The sequence below is a fragment of the Sulfitobacter dubius genome (assembly GCF_027214245.1).
Classification (GTDB): Bacteria; Pseudomonadota; Alphaproteobacteria; order Rhodobacterales; family Rhodobacteraceae; genus Sulfitobacter; species Sulfitobacter dubius_A.
The window spans coordinates 108,074-125,479 of sequence record NZ_JAPWHM010000001.1 but is presented as its reverse complement, the minus strand read 5'-3'; the positions used below and the strand labels follow the sequence as shown (position 1 = coordinate 125,479).

Annotated in this window: 21 protein-coding genes; 6 read left to right on the top strand and 15 right to left on the bottom strand. The window is 61.7% G+C overall.

Annotation, left to right across the window (positions count from 1 at the left end; all coding sequences use genetic code 11):
* Positions 1-9 precede the first annotated feature (9 nt).
* Genes O4H31_RS00625 through mbfA form a run of 4 tightly spaced genes read right to left on the bottom strand, consistent with a single transcriptional unit; the run spans position 10 to position 3,287 of the window.
* Positions 10-462 carry a YaiI/YqxD family protein gene (locus O4H31_RS00625; RefSeq protein WP_067622176.1) on the bottom strand — a complete coding sequence of 151 codons (453 nt, stop codon included), beginning with the start codon at positions 460-462 and terminating at the stop codon, positions 10-12.
* Positions 463-465: 3 nt separating this feature from the next.
* Positions 466-1,299: an S-formylglutathione hydrolase gene (fghA, locus tag O4H31_RS00620; protein WP_269341793.1), complete on the bottom strand. Its 834-nt coding sequence runs from the start codon at positions 1,297-1,299 to the stop codon at positions 466-468.
* 28 nt (positions 1,300-1,327) lie between these two features.
* Positions 1,328-2,257: an AEC family transporter gene (locus O4H31_RS00615; protein ID WP_269341791.1), complete on the bottom strand. Its 930-nt coding sequence runs from the start codon at positions 2,255-2,257 to the stop codon at positions 1,328-1,330.
* Positions 2,258-2,312: 55 nt separating this feature from the next.
* Positions 2,313-3,287 carry an iron exporter MbfA gene (gene mbfA / locus O4H31_RS00610; RefSeq protein ID WP_269341789.1) on the bottom strand — a complete coding sequence of 325 codons (975 nt, stop codon included), beginning with the start codon at positions 3,285-3,287 and terminating at the stop codon, positions 2,313-2,315.
* 155 nt (positions 3,288-3,442) lie between these two features.
* Here mbfA and O4H31_RS00605 point away from each other — a divergent pair, with 155 nt between their 5' ends.
* Positions 3,443-3,922, top strand: a complete 480-nt coding sequence (locus O4H31_RS00605; RefSeq protein ID WP_269341787.1) for an I78 family peptidase inhibitor — start codon at positions 3,443-3,445, stop codon at positions 3,920-3,922.
* A gap of 10 nt (positions 3,923-3,932) precedes the next feature.
* On the opposite strand, the gene paaK is transcribed toward O4H31_RS00605, so the two are convergent.
* Positions 3,933-5,243, bottom strand: a complete 1,311-nt coding sequence (gene paaK, locus O4H31_RS00600) for a phenylacetate--CoA ligase PaaK (RefSeq protein ID WP_269341785.1) — start codon at positions 5,241-5,243, stop codon at positions 3,933-3,935.
* The gene (gene paaI, locus O4H31_RS00595) at positions 5,243-5,680 is read right to left on the bottom strand and encodes a hydroxyphenylacetyl-CoA thioesterase PaaI (RefSeq protein WP_269341782.1); all 438 of its coding nucleotides are present in this window, start codon (positions 5,678-5,680) and stop codon (positions 5,243-5,245) included. The genes paaK and paaI overlap by 1 nt, the downstream gene beginning before the upstream one ends.
* 130 nt (positions 5,681-5,810) lie before the next feature.
* Here paaI and O4H31_RS00590 point away from each other — a divergent pair, with 130 nt between their 5' ends.
* A complete protein-coding gene (locus O4H31_RS00590; RefSeq protein ID WP_269341780.1) occupies positions 5,811-6,158 on the top strand; it encodes a DUF2794 domain-containing protein in 348 nt (115 codons plus the stop codon).
* Here the strand turns inward: O4H31_RS00590 and O4H31_RS00585 are convergent.
* The 3 genes from O4H31_RS00585 to O4H31_RS00575 all read right to left on the bottom strand — a co-directional run bounded on the left by O4H31_RS00585 (position 6,155) and on the right by O4H31_RS00575 (position 8,757).
* Positions 6,155-6,937: a C40 family peptidase gene (locus O4H31_RS00585; RefSeq protein WP_269341778.1), complete on the bottom strand. Its 783-nt coding sequence runs from the start codon at positions 6,935-6,937 to the stop codon at positions 6,155-6,157. The two genes, O4H31_RS00590 and O4H31_RS00585, sit on opposite strands and share 4 nt — an antisense overlap.
* Complete coding sequence (locus O4H31_RS00580) at positions 6,934-8,316, bottom strand: leucyl aminopeptidase family protein (protein WP_269341776.1); 1,383 nt, start codon at positions 8,314-8,316, stop codon at positions 6,934-6,936. The genes O4H31_RS00585 and O4H31_RS00580 overlap by 4 nt, the downstream gene beginning before the upstream one ends.
* A gap of 63 nt (positions 8,317-8,379) precedes the next feature.
* Positions 8,380-8,757, bottom strand: coding sequence for a hypothetical protein (locus tag O4H31_RS00575; protein WP_269341774.1), 378 nt, complete (start codon positions 8,755-8,757; stop codon positions 8,380-8,382).
* A 155-nt stretch (positions 8,758-8,912) separates the two neighbouring features.
* On the opposite strand from O4H31_RS00575, the gene O4H31_RS00570 reads away from it, so the two are divergent.
* Positions 8,913-9,563 (top strand): carbonic anhydrase, encoded by a 651-nt coding sequence (locus O4H31_RS00570; protein WP_243262105.1) that lies wholly within the window; start codon positions 8,913-8,915, stop codon positions 9,561-9,563.
* A gap of 81 nt (positions 9,564-9,644) precedes the next feature.
* Here O4H31_RS00570 and O4H31_RS00565 read toward each other — a convergent pair whose 3' ends face one another.
* From O4H31_RS00565 to O4H31_RS00555, 3 genes are all read right to left on the bottom strand, one after another.
* Positions 9,645-10,667: an aspartate-semialdehyde dehydrogenase gene (locus O4H31_RS00565; protein ID WP_269341772.1), complete on the bottom strand. Its 1,023-nt coding sequence runs from the start codon at positions 10,665-10,667 to the stop codon at positions 9,645-9,647.
* Between the two features lie 108 nt (positions 10,668-10,775).
* On the bottom strand, positions 10,776-11,450 hold the full coding sequence (locus O4H31_RS00560) for a winged helix-turn-helix domain-containing protein (protein WP_082849503.1): 675 nt from the start codon (positions 11,448-11,450) through the stop codon (positions 10,776-10,778).
* 1 nt (position 11,451) lies between these two features.
* Positions 11,452-11,745 carry a hypothetical protein gene (locus O4H31_RS00555; RefSeq protein WP_067265999.1) on the bottom strand — a complete coding sequence of 98 codons (294 nt, stop codon included), beginning with the start codon at positions 11,743-11,745 and terminating at the stop codon, positions 11,452-11,454.
* Between the two features lie 216 nt (positions 11,746-11,961).
* On the opposite strand from O4H31_RS00555, the gene O4H31_RS00550 reads away from it, so the two are divergent.
* The 3 genes from O4H31_RS00550 (at position 11,962) to O4H31_RS00540 (ending at position 14,487) form a co-directional block, all read left to right on the top strand.
* Complete coding sequence (locus tag O4H31_RS00550) at positions 11,962-12,543, top strand: hypothetical protein (protein WP_269341767.1); 582 nt, start codon at positions 11,962-11,964, stop codon at positions 12,541-12,543.
* Positions 12,544-12,668: 125 nt separating this feature from the next.
* Positions 12,669-13,298, top strand: coding sequence for a ribonuclease HII (locus O4H31_RS00545; RefSeq protein ID WP_269341765.1), 630 nt, complete (start codon positions 12,669-12,671; stop codon positions 13,296-13,298).
* An 88-nt stretch (positions 13,299-13,386) separates the two neighbouring features.
* The gene (locus O4H31_RS00540) at positions 13,387-14,487 is read left to right on the top strand and encodes a site-specific DNA-methyltransferase (RefSeq protein WP_067942027.1); all 1,101 of its coding nucleotides are present in this window, start codon (positions 13,387-13,389) and stop codon (positions 14,485-14,487) included.
* Between the two features lie 114 nt (positions 14,488-14,601).
* Here the strand turns inward: O4H31_RS00540 and O4H31_RS00535 are convergent, their stop codons facing one another.
* From O4H31_RS00535 to O4H31_RS00525, 3 genes are all read right to left on the bottom strand, one after another.
* A complete protein-coding gene (locus tag O4H31_RS00535; RefSeq protein WP_120349989.1) occupies positions 14,602-15,027 on the bottom strand; it encodes a response regulator in 426 nt (141 codons plus the stop codon).
* A gap of 68 nt (positions 15,028-15,095) precedes the next feature.
* Complete coding sequence (locus O4H31_RS00530) at positions 15,096-16,244, bottom strand: alkane 1-monooxygenase (protein WP_269341757.1); 1,149 nt, start codon at positions 16,242-16,244, stop codon at positions 15,096-15,098.
* A gap of 66 nt (positions 16,245-16,310) precedes the next feature.
* Entirely contained in the window at positions 16,311-17,375 is a 1,065-nt protein-coding gene (locus O4H31_RS00525; RefSeq protein WP_269341756.1) for an A/G-specific adenine glycosylase, read from the bottom strand.
* Between the last annotated feature and the right edge of the window lie 31 nt (positions 17,376-17,406).

Below are 17,406 nucleotides of genomic sequence, written 5' to 3'. Positions count from 1 at the left end.
AACGCGGGGCTAACCCCGCGCTGCCGCGCGCAATTCCCGCTCCAATGCCTCTAGGAAGCGGGAGCGGTCGGCCTTTGTAAACCCCTTGCCGCCGCCTTGGCGAAAGGGGTCGGCGGCCCGCAGGTCGGTCATCAGATCGCGGGTCGCCAGCACGTTGCCGATATTGGCCTGCGTCAGCGCCTCGCCGTTGTGTTTCAGCACCCTTGCCCCGGCTTCCACGCATTTCGCGGCCAGCGGGATATCCCCCGTCACCACCACATCGCCTTTGCCGCAGCGGTCAGCGATCCACATGTCGGCGATGTCGGGCCCATCAGGGACGATCACCACCTCGACCAGCGGGTTTTGCGACATGCGCAGGCCCCCGTTCGAGACGAGGAACATCTTGACCTTATGGCGGGTCGCCACCCGCTCGGCTTCGGCTTTGACGGGGCAGGCGTCGGCGTCGATGTAGAGCGCGGTCATCGGTCAGCCCGCATAGAGCGCGTCGGCATGGAAGGCGACGTGATCTTCCATAAAGCTCGCCACGAAGAAATAGCTGTGGTCATAGCCCGGCTGCATGCGGAAGCTGCCTTGTTGGCGTTTGGCGGCCATGGCCTCGGCCAATGCTTCGGGTTTCAGCAGGTCGAGGAACTGGTCGCTGCTGCCTTGGTCGATCAGGATCGGCCCGTCGAAACCCTTTTCGCGCATCAGCAGAGTGCTGTCGTGTTTTGTCCAAGTGCTTTCATCCGCCCCCAGATAGGCGCTGAGTTGCTTTTTGCCCCAGTCGCTCTCCGTCGGATTGGTGATCGGCGCAAAGGCAGAAACCGAGAGGAACCGCCCCGGCAGGTTCATCGCCAGTGTCAACGCGCCGTGGCCGCCCATCGAATGCCCGGTGATGCCTTGGCGCTCTATATCAATGGCGAAGTTTTCACCGATCAGGCCGGGCAGTTCCTCGGCCAGATAGTCCCACATCTGATAGTTTTTCGCCCAAGGCTCCTGCGTCGCGTTCACATAGAACCCCGCACCTTTCCCGAGGTCGTAAGCCTCATCATCCGCCACATCCTCGCCCCGTGGGGAGGTATCGGGGAAGACCACTGCGATGCCATGCTCTGCCGCCCAAAGCTGCGCGCCCGCTTTGGTCATCGCGTTCTCATGGGTGCAGGTCAGGCCCGAGAGATACCACAGCACCGGCACCGGGCCGTCCTGCGCCTCAGCGGGGAGGAAGAGGCCAAAGGTCATGTCGCAGCCGCAGGCGTCGGACGCATGAGAATAGACCCCCTGCGTGCCACCGAAACAGGCGTTTTCCGAGATGGTCTTCATGGCAGCGTTCCTTTCGAAATTGGATATGTCACAGGGCCGAGACCCAGCCTACGACAAGGCTGACGGTAACGATACTGACTGTGGTTGAGACGAGAATGGCGGCAGAGACCCGCTGAGGGGCGACGCCGTAGTGTTGAGCGAGCATATAGACATTGCCCGCGACCGGGAGAGAGGCCGTGGCGATGATGACCCCGGCTTTGTAGGGATCGACGCCGAAAAGAAACAGCGCGCCAAAGGCCACGAAAAGCGGGTGCAGCACCAGTTTGCAAAAGGTCAGCCAGCCCGCGATTTCAAGCCGCTCGGCGGATTTGGAAGCCAGCGAAGCGCCGATGGCAAAGAGCGCGCCGGGGGTGGCAGCCCCGCCGAGGATGGCCAGAAATTCGTTCAGCGGCAGCGGGATCGGGATGCCGAAGCCGGACCAAAGGAACCCCAAGGTGATGGCGACGATCATTGGGTTCTTCAGCAGGCCGATCCCGACGGTTTTGAGCGTCGCCAGCCGCAACTGCCCCTCGCGGGAGCCGGTAATGAGGATCACGATCAGGCTGGAGAAAATGATCATGTCGACGGTCAGCGCCAGCAGCACGGGGCCGATCGCCTCTGGCCCCAAAAGCAGCGTCAGCATCGGCACGCCCAGAAACCCGGTGTTGCCGATCACGGCGCATTGCGCCTCGATCCCGTTGGTCGCCACGTCGAGCCCGCGCAAAAAGCCGACGAGGCTGGCGATGGCATAGACGAAAGCCGTCCCCCAAAGGTAGGCGGCGACAAGGCGGCTGTCCCACACCTCGGCCAGTGAGAGATTGGCGGAAAAGCGGAACAGCATCGCCGAGAGGGCGAAATAGAAAACAAATTTGGTGAGATAGGCCGTCGCTTCGGCTGAGAAGAACCGCGTGCGCCCGGCCCAGTAGCCAAGGCCGATCAGCGCAAAGAACGGCAGGGTTTTCAGGAAGATCGCGACCATGGGTCAAGCATTAGCCAGCCCGCCCATGGGGTGCAATGGGGCATGGCCCTTTGCCTTACCCTGAGCCGATCAGCACCCCAGCGGCAAAGACCAATGCGCCGCCCAGCACCACCTGGAACGCGGCGCGAAAGAAGGGTGTTTCCATGAACTTATTTTGTATCCATGCAATCGCCCAAAGCTCGACAAAGACGACGATGATCGCGACGACGGTGGCGGTCCAGAAGTCGGTGATTAGGTAAGGCAGCGCGTGGCCCAGCCCGCCCACCGTGGTCATCACGCCCGACGCCAACCCGCGTTTTATGGGGGAGCCGCGACCCGACAGCTCGCCGTCATCCGACGCGGCCTCAGTAAACCCCATCGAGATGCCGGCGCCCACACTGGCGGCAAGGCCGACGAGGAAGGTCGTCCAAGTGTTATGGGTGGCAAATGCGGTGGCAAAGATTGGCGCGAGGGTCGAAACAGACCCATCCATCAGACCCGCCAACCCCGGCTGGACCCATGTTAGCAGAAACTGCCGATGTGCGCGGCTGTCTTCGTCGCTGCGGCTGTCGCTGTTAAGGTGTTTCTCGGTCAAATCCTGCGCGCTGCCGTGGTGGCCTGCCTCGGCAGCGGCCAGATCGCCTAACAACTGCCGTGTCCCCGCGTCTGACGTGCGCGCGGCGGCGGCAAGGTAGAACCGCTCGGCGTCCTGTTCCATCGCGGCGGCCTCTTGCCGAATACGCTCTAGCGACAGGTTCTCGATCAGCCAGACCGGGCGCCGCGCGTAATAGCCAGAAACATGCTCGCGCCGGATGAGGGGGATGACCTCTCCAAAACGGGCGCGGTGCAGGTCAATCAAGCGGCGTCGGTGTTCGTTTTCCTCCTCGGCCATCCCGTCAAAGACGGCGGCGCTATCGGGGTATGCCTCGCGCAGCCTTTCGGCATAATCACGATAGATGCGCGCGTCATCCTCTTCAGAGGAGATGGCCAGCGCCAGCACCTCTTGTTCGCTCAGGTCTTTGAAACGTTTGCGGTTGAGGGAAAATCGCATCGAGAAGGCTCCGTGGTCTGGCCCTCACAGTAGGGCCATCGGCGGGTTCCAGCAAATGCAAAGCGCCTTGCCCTTGGCGGCGCGCGGGATGGACCTACCTGTTGCGGGATGGTCGGCCCTTGCTCCGACGCCACGCGAATAACGAGGTTTGGAACATGAGATTAGTTTTCTTGGCACCCCTATTGGTGGCGGGCTGCGCCGAAGTGGCGACAGCGCCGGTGCAAAACCCCATTCCGGCCCCAGCTGCGCCGAGGGGGCAGATTACGCCACCGGCGGCCACAGCAACACCGCCCGCACAGACCGCGCCACGCCCCGCACGGACAGAAACGCGCGCCTCCACGACCAAGCCCAAGCCCTTGCCCAATTCGGTGATCGACGCGGTGAATGAGCCGTCTAGTAACTCCAGCAGTTCCAGCACGCCTACCGCGCCCACGCCTGCCAAGCCCTTGGCGGAATCCTGCAAAGAAGGCAGCTGGTGGGGTCTGATTGGCCGTCCCCGCGCGGCGGCAAACATCGTTTCCGAGCCCAAGCGCGTCTATACCGAAGGCGACCCGGTGACTATGGACGCCAACCCCAATCGCACCAACATCGTGTTGGACGCGGAAGGGAAGATCGCCAAGGTCACCTGCGGCTAGGCTCGACATCCTAGCCCTTTGGCCGCTTGTCGAGAATGCGCACGGCTTTGCCCTCTGACCGGGCAACGCCGCCTACGTCCATGACCTCGACCTTGACCGAGATGCCAACGGTTTGCTTGATCTGCGCCGAGAGCGCTTTGATCGCGGTGGCACGGGCGTCGGGGGTCACGCTGGCATCCGCGCATTCGCAGAGCACGCGCATTTGGTCCATCCGGTCGGGGCGCGAGAGTTCGATCTGGAAATGCGGGGCCAGCCCGGGCGTGGCCATCAGCGCTTCTTCGATCTGGGTGGGGAAAACGTTGACGCCGCGCAGGATGATCATGTCGTCGCTGCGGCCCGTCACCTTCTCCATCCGCCGCATGGAGCGGGCGGTGCCAGCCAGCAGGCGTGTCAGATCGCGGGTGCGGTAGCGGATGATCGGGAAGGCTTGTTTGGTGAGGGAGGTGAACACCAGCTCGCCCATTTCACCATCTTCGACCGGGGCACCCGTTTCGGGGTTAATGATTTCGGGGTAGAAGTGATCCTCCCAGATGTGCAGCCCGTCCTTGGTTTCCACACATTCCATTGAAACGCCCGGCCCCATGACTTCGCTGAGGCCATAGATATCGACGGCATGCATGTCGAAGGCCTGCTCGATCTCAAGCCGCATGGCGTTGGTCCAAGGCTCGGCCCCGAAGATGCCGACCTCAAGTGAGGATTGGCGCGGATCAATGCCTTGGTTGGCGAATTCATCCAAAATCGACAGAGCGTAGGACGGGGTGACCGTGATGCCCTTGGGCTGGAAATCTTCGATCAGCCGCACTTGGCGTGGGGTCATCCCGCCCGAGATCGGCACGGTCGAGAGGCCAAGCGCATCAGCGCCAAGGTGAATGCCCAAGCCGCCGGTGAACAGCCCATAGCCATAGGCGTTGTGCAGCATGTCGCCCGGGCGCATCCCCGCCGCGCGCAGGGAACGGGCGACGACTTGTCCCCAATTCGCCAGATCGTCCTGGGTATAGCCCACCACGGTCGGCTGCCCGGTGGTGCCGGAAGACGCATGAATGCGTGCCACCTGATCGCGCGGCACGGCGAACATGCCAAAGGGGTAATTGTCGCGCAGATCGGTTTTGACGGTGAAGGGAAAGCGCGAGAGATCGGAAAGCTGTTTCAGATCGTCGGGGTGCACGCCTGCATCGTCAAAGCTTTGCTTGTAGAAAGGCACGTTGTCATAGGCGTGGCGCAGGGACCATTTCAGACGGTCCAATTGCAGGGCGCTGATTTCGTCCCGGCTGGCGATCTCAATCGGGTCGAGCGTGTCCTTCGCGGGGGTCAGGTCTTTCATCAGGTCGGCTCCTCCTCGGTAAATAGCTGGCCCTTGATGCTGCGGGAAAGCCCGCGAAACAGGGCCACGACACGGTCATCCTCGCCCGTGACGGTCACATCATAGATGCCCGACCGACCGCTGCGCGACACTTCGCATGCGGTGGCGGTCAGCCGCTCCTCCGGCTGGCCCGGGCTGAGATAGGTGATCTGGTTCTGCTGGGCGACAGTGGTCTGGTTGTAGCTGTTGCAGGCAAAGGCAAAGGCGCTGTCGGCCAATGTGAAGATGAAACCGCCGTGACAAATACCATGTCCGTTCAGCATGTCCGGGCGCACCGACATCGACAAAACCGCGCCGCCGGGGGTCACATCGTCGATGGTCACGCCCAATCCGGCAGAGGCGGAATCTTGGGCGAACATCACCTCGGCACATTTGCGGGCGCGGGCTTCTGGGGTCATTCCATCGGGCCTTTGTGTTTCATTTTTCAGATTGGTTGCACAATTCTGTAACGCTTTCAAGATATTTAGAGCGGCGCATTCGACCATGTCAGGGCTTGATTTGGCTCCCATCAGGGTCAACTGTAAAGCCATGACCATAGAGCCCCCATCGCCGATCACGGCTTTCAAGCGCCCCGCCGAACAGGTCGCATTCCACCGCACGGAACTGTCGCTGATCCTATCGCTTTATGGTCGGATGGTCGCCGCCGGAGAGTGGCGCGATTATGGGATTTCTCATCTCAAGGAGGTGGCGGTCTTTTCGGTTTTCCGACGCACGGCGGAAATACCGCTTTACCGGATCGAAAAGCGGCCCAAGCTGCGCAACCGTCAAGGGATGTATGCGGTGGTGGGCACCGGCGGGCAGGTGCTGCGCCGAGGCCACGATCTTAAGGCCGTACTGCGGGTGCTGGAACGCAAGCTGATCCGGTCGGTGGATTAAACGCCGGGGCGGCGATGTGCCGTCACCGGGCCGTCACCGCCCGCTTCGATCCGGGCGATGGCCTCGGCGATATTTTCATAATTCACCGCCATCGCATGGGCATTGGCGTGGATCATCGTTTCGGCATCGACCACCAACGCGACATGGCCTTTCCAGAACAACAGGTCATTGCGCTGGTAGTCACCGTCGACCGACGCACCCACGGTGCTCTCCTGCTGATCGCTGTCACCGGGGCAGGGGATGCCGCAGGCCAGCAGCGCCGCCTGCACGAGGCCGGAACAATCAATCCCCCAGCGGCTGTTGCCGCCCCAAAGATAGGGCGTGCCGAGGAACAGCGCCGCGATCTGTGCGGGGTCGGCCTCTTGGCTATCGACGGGGGCAAGATGGCCCAGCGGGATGTGCCCCTGCGGGGTTTCGGCGAAATCCTTGGTCTCTGCCCTGACCGTGACGCGCGCACCGTAGCTGAGGCTCAGCAGGTCGGGCGATTTTAGATCGGCGCTGACATAGGCATGGGTGGCGGGGACGCAGACACGGTGGGTGGCGTTGCGCGGTGTGCCAAGGGTGCTTTGCAGGACATAGCCGCAATAGCCATCCTTCTCGGCCTGCACATAGGCCCAGCCCGACGCCTCATGCAGGACGGTCACCTGCTCACCGAACAACACCTGCCGGTCGCGCGGCCCGTCGGGGCGGCGGCAGAGGTCTGCCACCGGCACCGCCACCTGCGCGGGACGGCTTTGGGTCGCTAGCGCCGGGTCTGGGGTGAGGCGTGGGTCGCTCATTGTTTTAGCAACGCGGGCAGGGCGGCATAGATCGCGCGGGTGCCTTGCCCGGTGCCGCCTTTCGGGCGGGCAGGGGCGTCGGCGGGCTGCCATCCGTAGATATCAAAATGCGCGTATTTGCTGTCGGTCACGAAACGGCGCAGGAAAAGCGCTGCGGTGATCGACCCGGCGAAACCGCCCTTGGGCGCGTTGTCGAGATCGGCAATGCCGGGCTCAATCAGCGCCTCGTAAGCGTCATGGAAAGGCATCCGCCAGACCGGATCGGCAGAGCCCGCAGCGGCGCTTTCCAAGGCCGAGACGAAAGCGGCATCATCGCTGTAATAGGGCGCAAGGTCCGGCCCCACCGCGACCCGTGCGGCCCCAGTTAGCGTCGCCATCGAGATGATATGATCGGGCTTGTCCTCATCCGCCAACGCCAGCGCATCGGCCAATACCAGACGCCCTTCGGCGTCGGTGTTGTTGATCTCAACCGTCAGCCCCTTGCGCGAGGTCAGAATGTCGCCGGGGCGGAAGGCGTTGCCGGAGACCGAATTCTCCACCGCCGGGATCAGCACGCGCAGTTGCACCGCCATGCCGGTGGCCATGATCATATGCGCCAGACCCAGCACGGCGGCGGCGCCTCCCATGTCCTTTTTCATCAGCGCCATGGACGCACCGGGTTTCAGGTTTAGCCCGCCGGTGTCGAAACAGACGCCTTTGCCCACCAGCGTCAGCTTTGGGCCCGTGTCGCCCCATGCCATGTCGATCAAACGGGGCGCGCGGTCGGCGGCGCGGCCAACGGCGTGGATCATCGGCAGGTTGTTCTCTAGCAGCGCATCACCGGTTGTGACTTCGATCTTCGCGCCATGCTGCTCGGCCAATTTGCGCGCGGCGGCTTCGAGATCGGGCGGCCCCATGTCTGAGGCTGGGGTGTTGATCAGGTCGCGGGTCAGCATCTCGCCCGTAGCTAGGGCGGTGATCTGCGCGGCGTCGATCCCTTCCGGCGCGACAAGCCGGGCCGCCAGTGGCGTCTGGTCGCGGTAGCGGTCAAAGCGGTAGCCTGTCAGCAGCCAGCCGAGCGCCTCATTCGCCGCTTGGTCCTCCGGCAGTCCGCTTTCAATTCGGTAGTCGCCCGCAGGCAGCTTTGCCGCAGCGGCAGCAAGGTGAAAGCGGCCCCGCCGGCGCGCGGCTTCGGTGCCGTAGCCCACCAATGCCAGCGCGGGGGTGCCTTCCTCCCCCGGCACGATAAGCGCCTGCCCAAGAGCGCCCGCAAAACCGCTGGCCTTCACCCATGCCTGCACCGGGCCGGGCTGATCGGCAAGCCAGCCTTCAAGCGCGGCCTCGCTCAAGACATGAAGCGGCAGGGCGGCGGCGGAGGGGGCGGCGAATTCGGCGGACATGACAAACCTTTGCAAATCTGGATTTGCGCGCAGCCTACTCTTTCCATCGCCACCCGCAAGCGATCAGATCGTGATATCGGGCAAGTCCCATATCGCGGTGAGCGACCGTTCCCCGCTGCGGATCAACCGCGACAGAGTGGCGGCGGTCGCGATGTCATCCCCCGCGTCGATACAGATCACCACATCCGCCGCTACCCGTGCGACCAGCGCCATGCCGACCTGCTCTGCAATGGCGATCAGGCGGTGCACGCTTTTGCGCAGCCCGGCGCGGTCTTGACCCTCATGCAGCCTCTTGCAATGGGACAGGCGCAGGGCCAATTCCTCCATCGCGCGGCAGACGACATCTTCGGCGCCCACCTCCCCGAGTTGCGTGTAGAGCAGGCCAAGTCGCTCTTGATCGACATAGACCTGCTCAGTCGGGCGTATTTGCATAAGTTGCATTGGTGTCATCCTTCAATCAGCCCCCACGGCCTTGAACCAATATGGCGCGGGAAGGTGTGCAAAGGGTTGCGATGGCTGTGCCTTTTCTCTCGAATTCGTATGGCATTTGCGCTATCTGCGCTAAAACCACATCACGCATTAAGGGACGTTTACACATGGACAAGGCCAAGGCTCTGCCGTCGTATCTGTTGCAACGCTATCAAGGGTGGAAGGCGACCGGCTATGCCGAGAACCAGACATGGTACCGCCGATTGGCCGCTGAGGGGCAGCGCCCGCGCGCGATGGTGATCTCCTGCTGCGACAGCCGCGTGCATGTGACCTCGATCTTCGGGGCCGATCAGGGGGAGTTCTTCATTCACCGTAATATCGCTAACCTTGTCCCGCCCTATGAGCCGGATGGCAAACAGCACGGGACCTCAGCGGCGGTGGAATATGCCGTCAACGCGCTGAAGGTCGCGCATCTGATTGTGCTGGGCCATTCCAGCTGCGGTGGCGTCGCGGGGTGTATCCAGATGTGCAAAGGCAACGCGCCCGAGCTTGAGAACCAAGACAGTTTCGTGGGCCGCTGGATGGACCTGCTGCGCCCGAAATACGAGACGGTAGAAAAGGTCGAAGACGCGGCGGAGCAGCAGCTTTTGCTGGAGCGTCAGGCCGTGCTGACCTCGCTTGAGAACCTGATGACCTTCCCGTGGATCAAGGAAAAGGTCGAAGATGGCACGCTGAGCCTGCACGGCCTGTGGACGGACATCGGCGAGGGCAGCTTGGAATATTACGACGCCAAGGCAAAGACATTCGAGCCGGTTTGAGCCCATCGCAGATGCATGAGGCAGAGACGAAAAAAGGGGGCCGGTTGGCCCCCTTTCTTATTCCAGAACTGCGGCTGAACCTCAGCCCTTTTTCAGCACTTCGCGGCCCAGCAGTTCGGCGATCTGAACGGCGTTCAGGGCGGCACCCTTGCGCAGGTTGTCGCTGACGCACCACAGGTTGATGCCGTTGTCGATGGTGCTGTCCTGACGGATGCGGCTGATGAAGGTGGCGAAGTCACCCACACATTCCACCGGCGTGACGTAGCCGCCGTCTTCGCGCTTGTCGATCACCATGATGCCCGGCGCTTCGCGCAGGATGTCGCGCGCTTCGGCTTCGTCGAGGTGGTCTTCGAATTCGATGTTGATCGATTCCGCATGGCCCACGAATACCGGCACGCGCACGCAGGTCGCGGTGACTTTGATCGACGAGTCGACGATCTTTTTGGTCTCGGCGACCATCTTCCATTCTTCCTTGGTCGAACCGTCTTCGAGGAAGACGTCGATATGCGGAATCACGTTGAAGGCGATCTGTTTAGTGAATTTGCTGGCGGGCTTGTCATCGGTCGGGTTGTAGATGCTTTTGGTCTGATCCCAAAGCTCATCAATGCCTTCCTTGCCCGCGCCGGAAACCGACTGGTAGGTCGAGACGACAACGCGCTTGATCTTGGCGCGGTCATGCAGCGGCTTCAGCGCCACGACCATCTGCGCGGTCGAGCAGTTGGGGTTGGCAATGATGTTTTTCTTGGAATAGCCGTGCACGTCCTGCGGGTTCACCTCGGGCACGATCAACGGCACGTCTTGGTCATAGCGGTAAAGCGACGAGTTATCGATCACCACGCAGCCCGCTTTGGCAGCGGCAGGGGCGTATTTCTTGGTCGCTTCGGAACCCACGGCAAAGAGCGCCATGTCCCAGCCAGTGAAGTCGAAAGTGTCGAGGTCTTTGGTCTTGAGGGTCTTGTCCCCAAAGCTGATTTCCGAACCCAGCGAACGGCGGCTGGCCAGAGCCACGATCTCGTCCACGGGGAACTGACGCTCCGCGAGGATGTTCAACATTTCACGGCCCACATTGCCTGTGGCACCGACGACGGCGACGCGATAACCCATCTGATTACTCCAGTCTGTCCAATTAAATTTGACGCCATTTAACGTGCCTGCGGGGCATTGGCTAGGGCCAGCCGCGCGCAGACCGGGCAGGGCGCCGCTCTGCCGGGGTTAAAGAACCTTGATGACGTCCTTGTTGATCGCCAGCATATAGCCACGCCGGGCGATGTTTTTGACCAGCAGTTCCGACACCAATTGATTGCCTAATGTGTCGCGCAAACGTTTGATCCGCGTGGCCCCGGCGGCCTCATCACAGTCGGCGGCGTTGCGGCCCGATATCATGCCCTCGATCTCGGAGCCTGACAGCACGTCGTCATCCATCCGCGCTTCGGCGAGAACCGACATCGTTTCCATCGCCGCTGCAGTCAGTTTGAAGCCGAGGTTGTTAAGATAGACTGTATTCTCTTCGCGGCTGATCAGCAGGGAATTCACCTGAATGCCCGTCCGCTCAATCTGCGCCATACGGCGGTTGAAGCCGACGAGCATGAACAAAAACACCATCGCTGCGACCAGCATGGCGCTGGCAAAGACCAGCAGCACGACGATCACGATGCGGTAGCTGGCCAAAGTCTCAGAAAAGGCGGTGCCGGACTGGGCGAGGATTTCGAGAAGCTTGATCTCGGCTTGTGTGGTCAGATCGTCATTCTCGATAAAGATCCGCTCAACCCGAGCGTTAAAGACGTTCGCATCCGGCAGCGCCCAAAGCAGGACAAGCGCCCCGACCAAAAGCACGGCGACCACGGCGGCGATGCCACCGATCACGAAACGCCCGCCAAATCTGCGCATGTCAGAAGCGGAGGTAGAATGTTCCTGCACTGTCTTTCCTTTGATCCAAGCCTTCGTCACCGAAGACAGACAGCACATTCAACAATGTCCAGCCCTCCGCTGCAAGACGCGGCGTGAGTTCGGTTTCGGCGGAGGCTGGCTCGCAGGCCCCGGAAATCTGCGCCACCCCGTAATGGAGGCGCAGCGGATTGTCTTGCTTGGCCTTGTAATCGGCAAAGCATCCAGCCGTTGCCGCAGCGGGCAGGGCCAGTATGACCGCCAGCGCGGTCAGCAAGGAGAGACATGGATTTTTCATATGTTTTTAATGCTCTTTCGCCCGCTGTTATTCAATAACCAAGGCGTTTTGGGCGCCTTGTTATTGGATAACGCCCCCCTGTTATTGCCTGTCTTTGGCCCTCACCCCAATTTGGTGGCACCAACAGACACACGAACCGATACGCGGTCCCCGAGTTATGACCGCATACGATCAAGGGCGCAGCAACGCGCCGATAAACAAGAAGGGACCAGACCCATGTACCGCAAGTTCATTGCGACCATCGCCGCCGCAGCGGTTGCCATCACCGCTTTTGGTGCCCGCCCTGCCGCCGCCGATGAAAAGGAAGTGTTGCGCACCCTCGCCGCGATTGCGGGCGTCGCGATCGTGGGCAAGATGATCTACGACAACAACAAAGAGCGCAACGAGCGCGAGACGGTCACCCGCCGCCGTGCCGCCCCCGTCTATGAGGCGCCGCGCTATTACCCCACGGTTTCCAAGCGGCCGCACCAGCGCCCCTACATCGATCCGCGCCCCGAGCCGCGCCGCAGCGCCCGGACCTATCCTGAGCGCGACCGCGCCACCTACCCCGAGCGCGAAGTACGCCCCCTGCCAGAGCGTGTAGACCGCAAGCTGCTGCCGCAGCAGTGTTTCCGCAGCTATGACGGCGAAGACGGCAAGGTGATGATGTTTGGCGAGCCCTGCCTCGAAAAGAATTATTCCCAAGTCGACCGACTGCCCAACTACTGCGCCAAGCGCGTGAAGACGGCGGACGGTGCACGCTACGGCTATGATGCCCGCTGCCTGCGCGACTCGGGTTACAGCTTGGCCCGTCGGTAAATCCGGCGTGCCTTGACCGAGCGGCACGTCCCTGTCGCTCGGGTGTTGAAAGGGGGGGTGTTCGGGCGCCTCCCCTTTCTCTTTTTTGTTGCACCTTTTAGGCGCATGCGGTTTCACCTCGCCCTATGATACCTGACTTTGAATTTGAACGCGGCGCGGCTGCTCGCGGCTTTCGCACTATCGCCGGGGTGGATGAAGTGGGCCGTGGCCCGCTGGCCGGGCCGGTCACCGCCGCCGCCGTGGTCTTTACCGAAGGGCAGATCCCCGAAGGGCTGAACGATTCCAAAAAACTGACCGCCCGCGCCCGTGAACGGCTCTATGAAGAGATCATGTCGGTGGCCGTGGTTTGCGTGGCCCATGCCACCGTCGAAGAGATCGAAGAACACAACATCTTGCGTGCCAGCCATCTGGCGATGACCCGCGCGCTGGCCGGATTGGCCTGTGCGGCGGACTACGCATTGATTGACGGCAATATGCTCCCGCGCGATTTGAGGTTGCCTGCGCAACCTGTGGTGAAGGGTGATGCCCGCTGTCTGTCGATCTCAGCCGCCTCTATCGTTGCCAAAACCGTGCGCGATAACCTCATGGTGGATTTAGCGCAACAGCATCCCGGCTATGGCTGGGAAACCAATATGGGCTACGGATCGAAAAGCCACATGGCCGCGCTGCAGGATCTTGGTGTGACCCCACACCATAGACGTTTGTTCAAGCCGGTACACAATATCTTGTATCAAGCCAATTTGTTAACCGATTGATTCAAAAAAGAAATTGACCGCGAATCTCTGATAGCCCATTTTATCCACAACCAATGAGCGCTTAAGCGCCGGGTAATGAGGCAGAGATATGAAAACGATGACAAAGGGCGCTGCGGCGCTTCCCTTGAACACTATTGTTGCGGGCGATTGCATTGAGGCAATGAACGCCCTCCCAGCAGAGTCGGTGGATCTGATCTTCGCGGATCCGCCCTACAACTTGCAGTTGCGAGGTGATTTGCATCGCCCGGACAACTCCAAGGTCGATGCAGTTGATGACGAATGGGACCAATTCGCCAGCTTTAAGGCCTATGACGATTTTACCCGCGCTTGGCTCAAAGCCGCACGGCGTTTGCTGAAACCCGATGGCGCGATCTGGGTGATCGGCAGCTATCACAACATCTTCCGCGTTGGTGCAGCGTTGCAGGATCAAGGTTTCTGGATCCTCAATGATGTGGTTTGGCGCAAGTCCAACCCGATGCCGAACTTCCGCGGCAAGCGCTTTACCAATGCCCATGAGACGATGATCTGGGCAGGCAAGAGCGAGAACAGCAAATACACCTTTAATTACGAAGCGCTGAAGGCGCTGAACGAAGGCATTCAGATGCGTAGCGATTGGGTGCTGCCGATCTGCACCGGCCATGAGCGTCTGAAGGACGAAGCAGGCGACAAGGCGCATCCGACGCAAAAGCCCGAAAGCCTGCTGCACCGCATCCTCGTTGGTTCGACCAACCCCGGCGATGTGATTCTTGATCCGTTCTTTGGCACCGGCACCACCGGCGCTGTCGCCAAGATGCTGGGCCGTGATTTTATCGGCATCGAGCGCGAGGAAGCTTACCGCAAGGTGGCCGAGAAACGCATCTCGATGGTGCGCAAGTTCGACAACGAAGCGCTGCAAACCACCACCTCCAAACGCGCCGAGCCGCGCGTGCCCTTCGGCCAGTTGGTCGAGCGCGGCATGCTGCGCCCGGGTGAGAACCTCTATTCCATGAATGGCCGCCACAAGGCCAAGGTCCGTGCCGATGGCACCCTCATTGGCAGCGATGTCAAAGGGTCGATCCATCAGGTGGGCGCGGCCTATGAGAAAGCGCCAAGCTGCAACGGCTGGACCTATTGGTGCTACAAGAAAGACGGCAAGAATGTCCCCATCGACATTCTGCGTCAGCAGATCAGGGCCGAGATGGCCAACTGATCTACTCCGAACAATCGAACACCGCCGGCACCCGTGGCCCCTCTGCGTGAGGGGCAGCCACACGGGTGCCTACCTTGACCCCGCCCCACGGCGGGGTTTTTTTGTTGGATCGGCCTAATTCACCCACCGCTTGCGGGCCTGAAACTCACGCAGCACGGCGTCAATATAGCGGGCATCGAAATCGGATTTATTCACCACGTAGAGCACCCCGGCAGAGGCGGCTTTTTCCCACATGCCGGGGGAGGGCCAATCGCTGACCATAATCACCGGCGTCTGTGCATGGCGGTCGTCGCAGGCCAGTTCCAGCGCGAAATTCGCGCCCAACCCGTCGGGCAGGTTGTTGTCGAGCAGGATCAGCGCCTTGTCCCCCGCGCTTAGCGCCTTGCGCGCGGCGTCGATGCTGGGGGCGAACTCCACCCGCATCCCGCCATAGGCGCGGGCCAGAACGCGGCGCAGCCTCTCTCTGTCAAACTCACTGTCCTCGACGATCAGACAGGTGCCATCATACGCCGCCCCCGAGGGCGCTTGCTGTTGCTGCATCAATACCACTCCACTGGTAACAATCGCAGCCTATGTGACAGGCAAAGTTTAACTTTGCGTTGCCGCGCTCAGAGACGGGGCAGGGGATTGCTGGCTTTGTTGTAGGCTTTCCAGTCGGTGATCTCAGGGTAGTACATCTCGCGCCATTTGCGCACGCGCGGGTTCATGATGCGCCGCCACAGCGGGGGCACCATCGCGGCCATTGTCATCACCGGATAGCCATAGGGCAGCTGTGGCGCGTCGCCCGTGCCATAGGTCTGCAAGACCGGGAAACGCCGGTCGGGTTTGTAGTGGTGATCGGAATGGCGTTGCAGGTTGATCAGCAGCCAGTTGCTGGCCTTATGCGCCGCGTTCCACGAATGGCGTGGCTGGACATGTTCGTATTTGGCCCCGCCCAGATGTTTGCGCGTCAGCCCGTAGTGTTCGATGTAATTGACCAGTTCCAACTGCCAGATCGCGACCCCGGCCTGCACGAGGAACAGGCCCAGACCGCTCCAACCGCCCAAGACCAGCGCTAGCAGCAAAAAACCGGCCTGCAGCGCCCAGTATTTGAAAAAGGGATTGGCCGGATCGGTCCAAGGCAGCCCCTTGCGCGCCAGCATGTTTTTCTCCGCTTGGAAGGCCGAGGTCAGCGACTCGCGCAGCACGCGCGGATAGAAGCGGTGGAACCCTTCGTTATAGCGCGCCGTCACCGTGTCGCGCGGGGTGCCGACATGGCGGTGGTGCACCAGCAGATGTTCCGACCGGAAATGCGAATAGAGCACCATGGCTAGCAGGATATCCGCCAGCCGCCGTTCGGTCTTGTTCCGCTGGTGCATCAGCTCATGGCTATAGTTGATGCCGATGGTGCCGGTGATCACGCCAACGCCGAAGAAAAGGAATATCCGCTCTGCCGTGTCTAGATGTCCGGCGCGGGTGGCATAGTAGATCAGTCCGAAAACAGTGAGAAATTGCAGCGGCGCCCAGATCAGCGTGACGAGGCGATACCAATAGAGATCATCTTCCGTCGCTTCCAGATCAGCGTTGTCGAGGTTCAGCCCCAGCACCGCGTCGAGCATCGAAAACAGATACCACGTCACCAGCGGCAGCAGCGCGATGGTCCAGCCGCCTTGCAGGGCACAAAACCACGCCAGCGGGATCAGCAGCAGCGACAGCCAAAAGGGCAGGGCGCGGCTGATGCGGGCAAGGTCTTGGGGGGCGATGATGCGGTTCGGCATGGAGCACCTCATTGTTGCGCGCCAGATATACCGCAGATTGCCGGGGTTACAAAGCCTGACGCGGCGCTAGCGGGTCAGATCAAAAGCCTTGCGCATTACGGTGGGCAGATCGCTGGGCCTGAACTGGTTTTGGCCGATGAATTCACCGTTTTGCGGCGCGGCATCATGGCCGACCCGCGCGTGCTGCACCGTCAGCATCAGATGGAAATGGGTGAAGGTGTGGCGCACCTCACCGGGCAGGGGCTGCCAATCGGCGGCCATGGGTGGCGTCCCTACGGGGCGCGGCTCTGCCGTATCAACCCAGTCAGAACCGGGCCAACCGAGCATCCCACCAAGCAGCCCTTTGTCGGGCCGTGTCTCAAGCAGCCACGCGCCATCCTCGCGCTGCGCCAGATAAACGGTGCCGTGGCGGATGGGTTTTGGTTTTTTCGGTGTCTTCTTGGGCAAGAGCGCTGCTGTGCCTTCCGCCCGCGCGACGCAGGGATCACGCCACGGGCAGATACCGCAGGCGGGGGATTTTGGCGTGCAGATCGTAGCGCCGAGATCCATCACCGCTTGGGCATAGTCTCCGGGCCGATCCTGCGGGGTCAGTGCGATGGCCCGTGCCATCAGCTCGGGCTTCGCAGCAGGGAGCGGCGTGTGGATGTCATAGACCCGCGCCATCACCCGCTCGACATTGCCATCAAGCACCCCATGGGGCAGATCGAACGCGATGGAGGAGATCGCCGCCGCCGTATAAGGCCCGATCCCCGGCAGTTTCAGCAGCGCGTCGTGATCCGCCGGGAAGCTGCTGCCATGCTCGGCCACCACCGCACGCGCGCATTTCAACAGGTTGCGGGCGCGGGCGTAATAGCCAAGGCCCGCCCATTCGGCCATCACATCAGCATCCTCGGCGGCGGCAAGGGCGGCGACATCCGGCCAGCGGGCGGTGAACCGCGCGAAATAGTCCTTTACCGTGGCCACGGTGGTCTGCTGCAACATGACCTCGCTCAGCCAAATGCGGTAGGGGTCGGGCATGACCCCGGCCATCCGCTCATGCGGCGGCACCCGCCATGGCAGGGCGCGGGCGTGGGTGTCGTACCATTCCAGCAGGATCGGCGGCAGCTTGCTGACGGGGGTCTTCTCACGCAATGTTTAGGCCTTTCGAGGGGGCAGGGGCTGG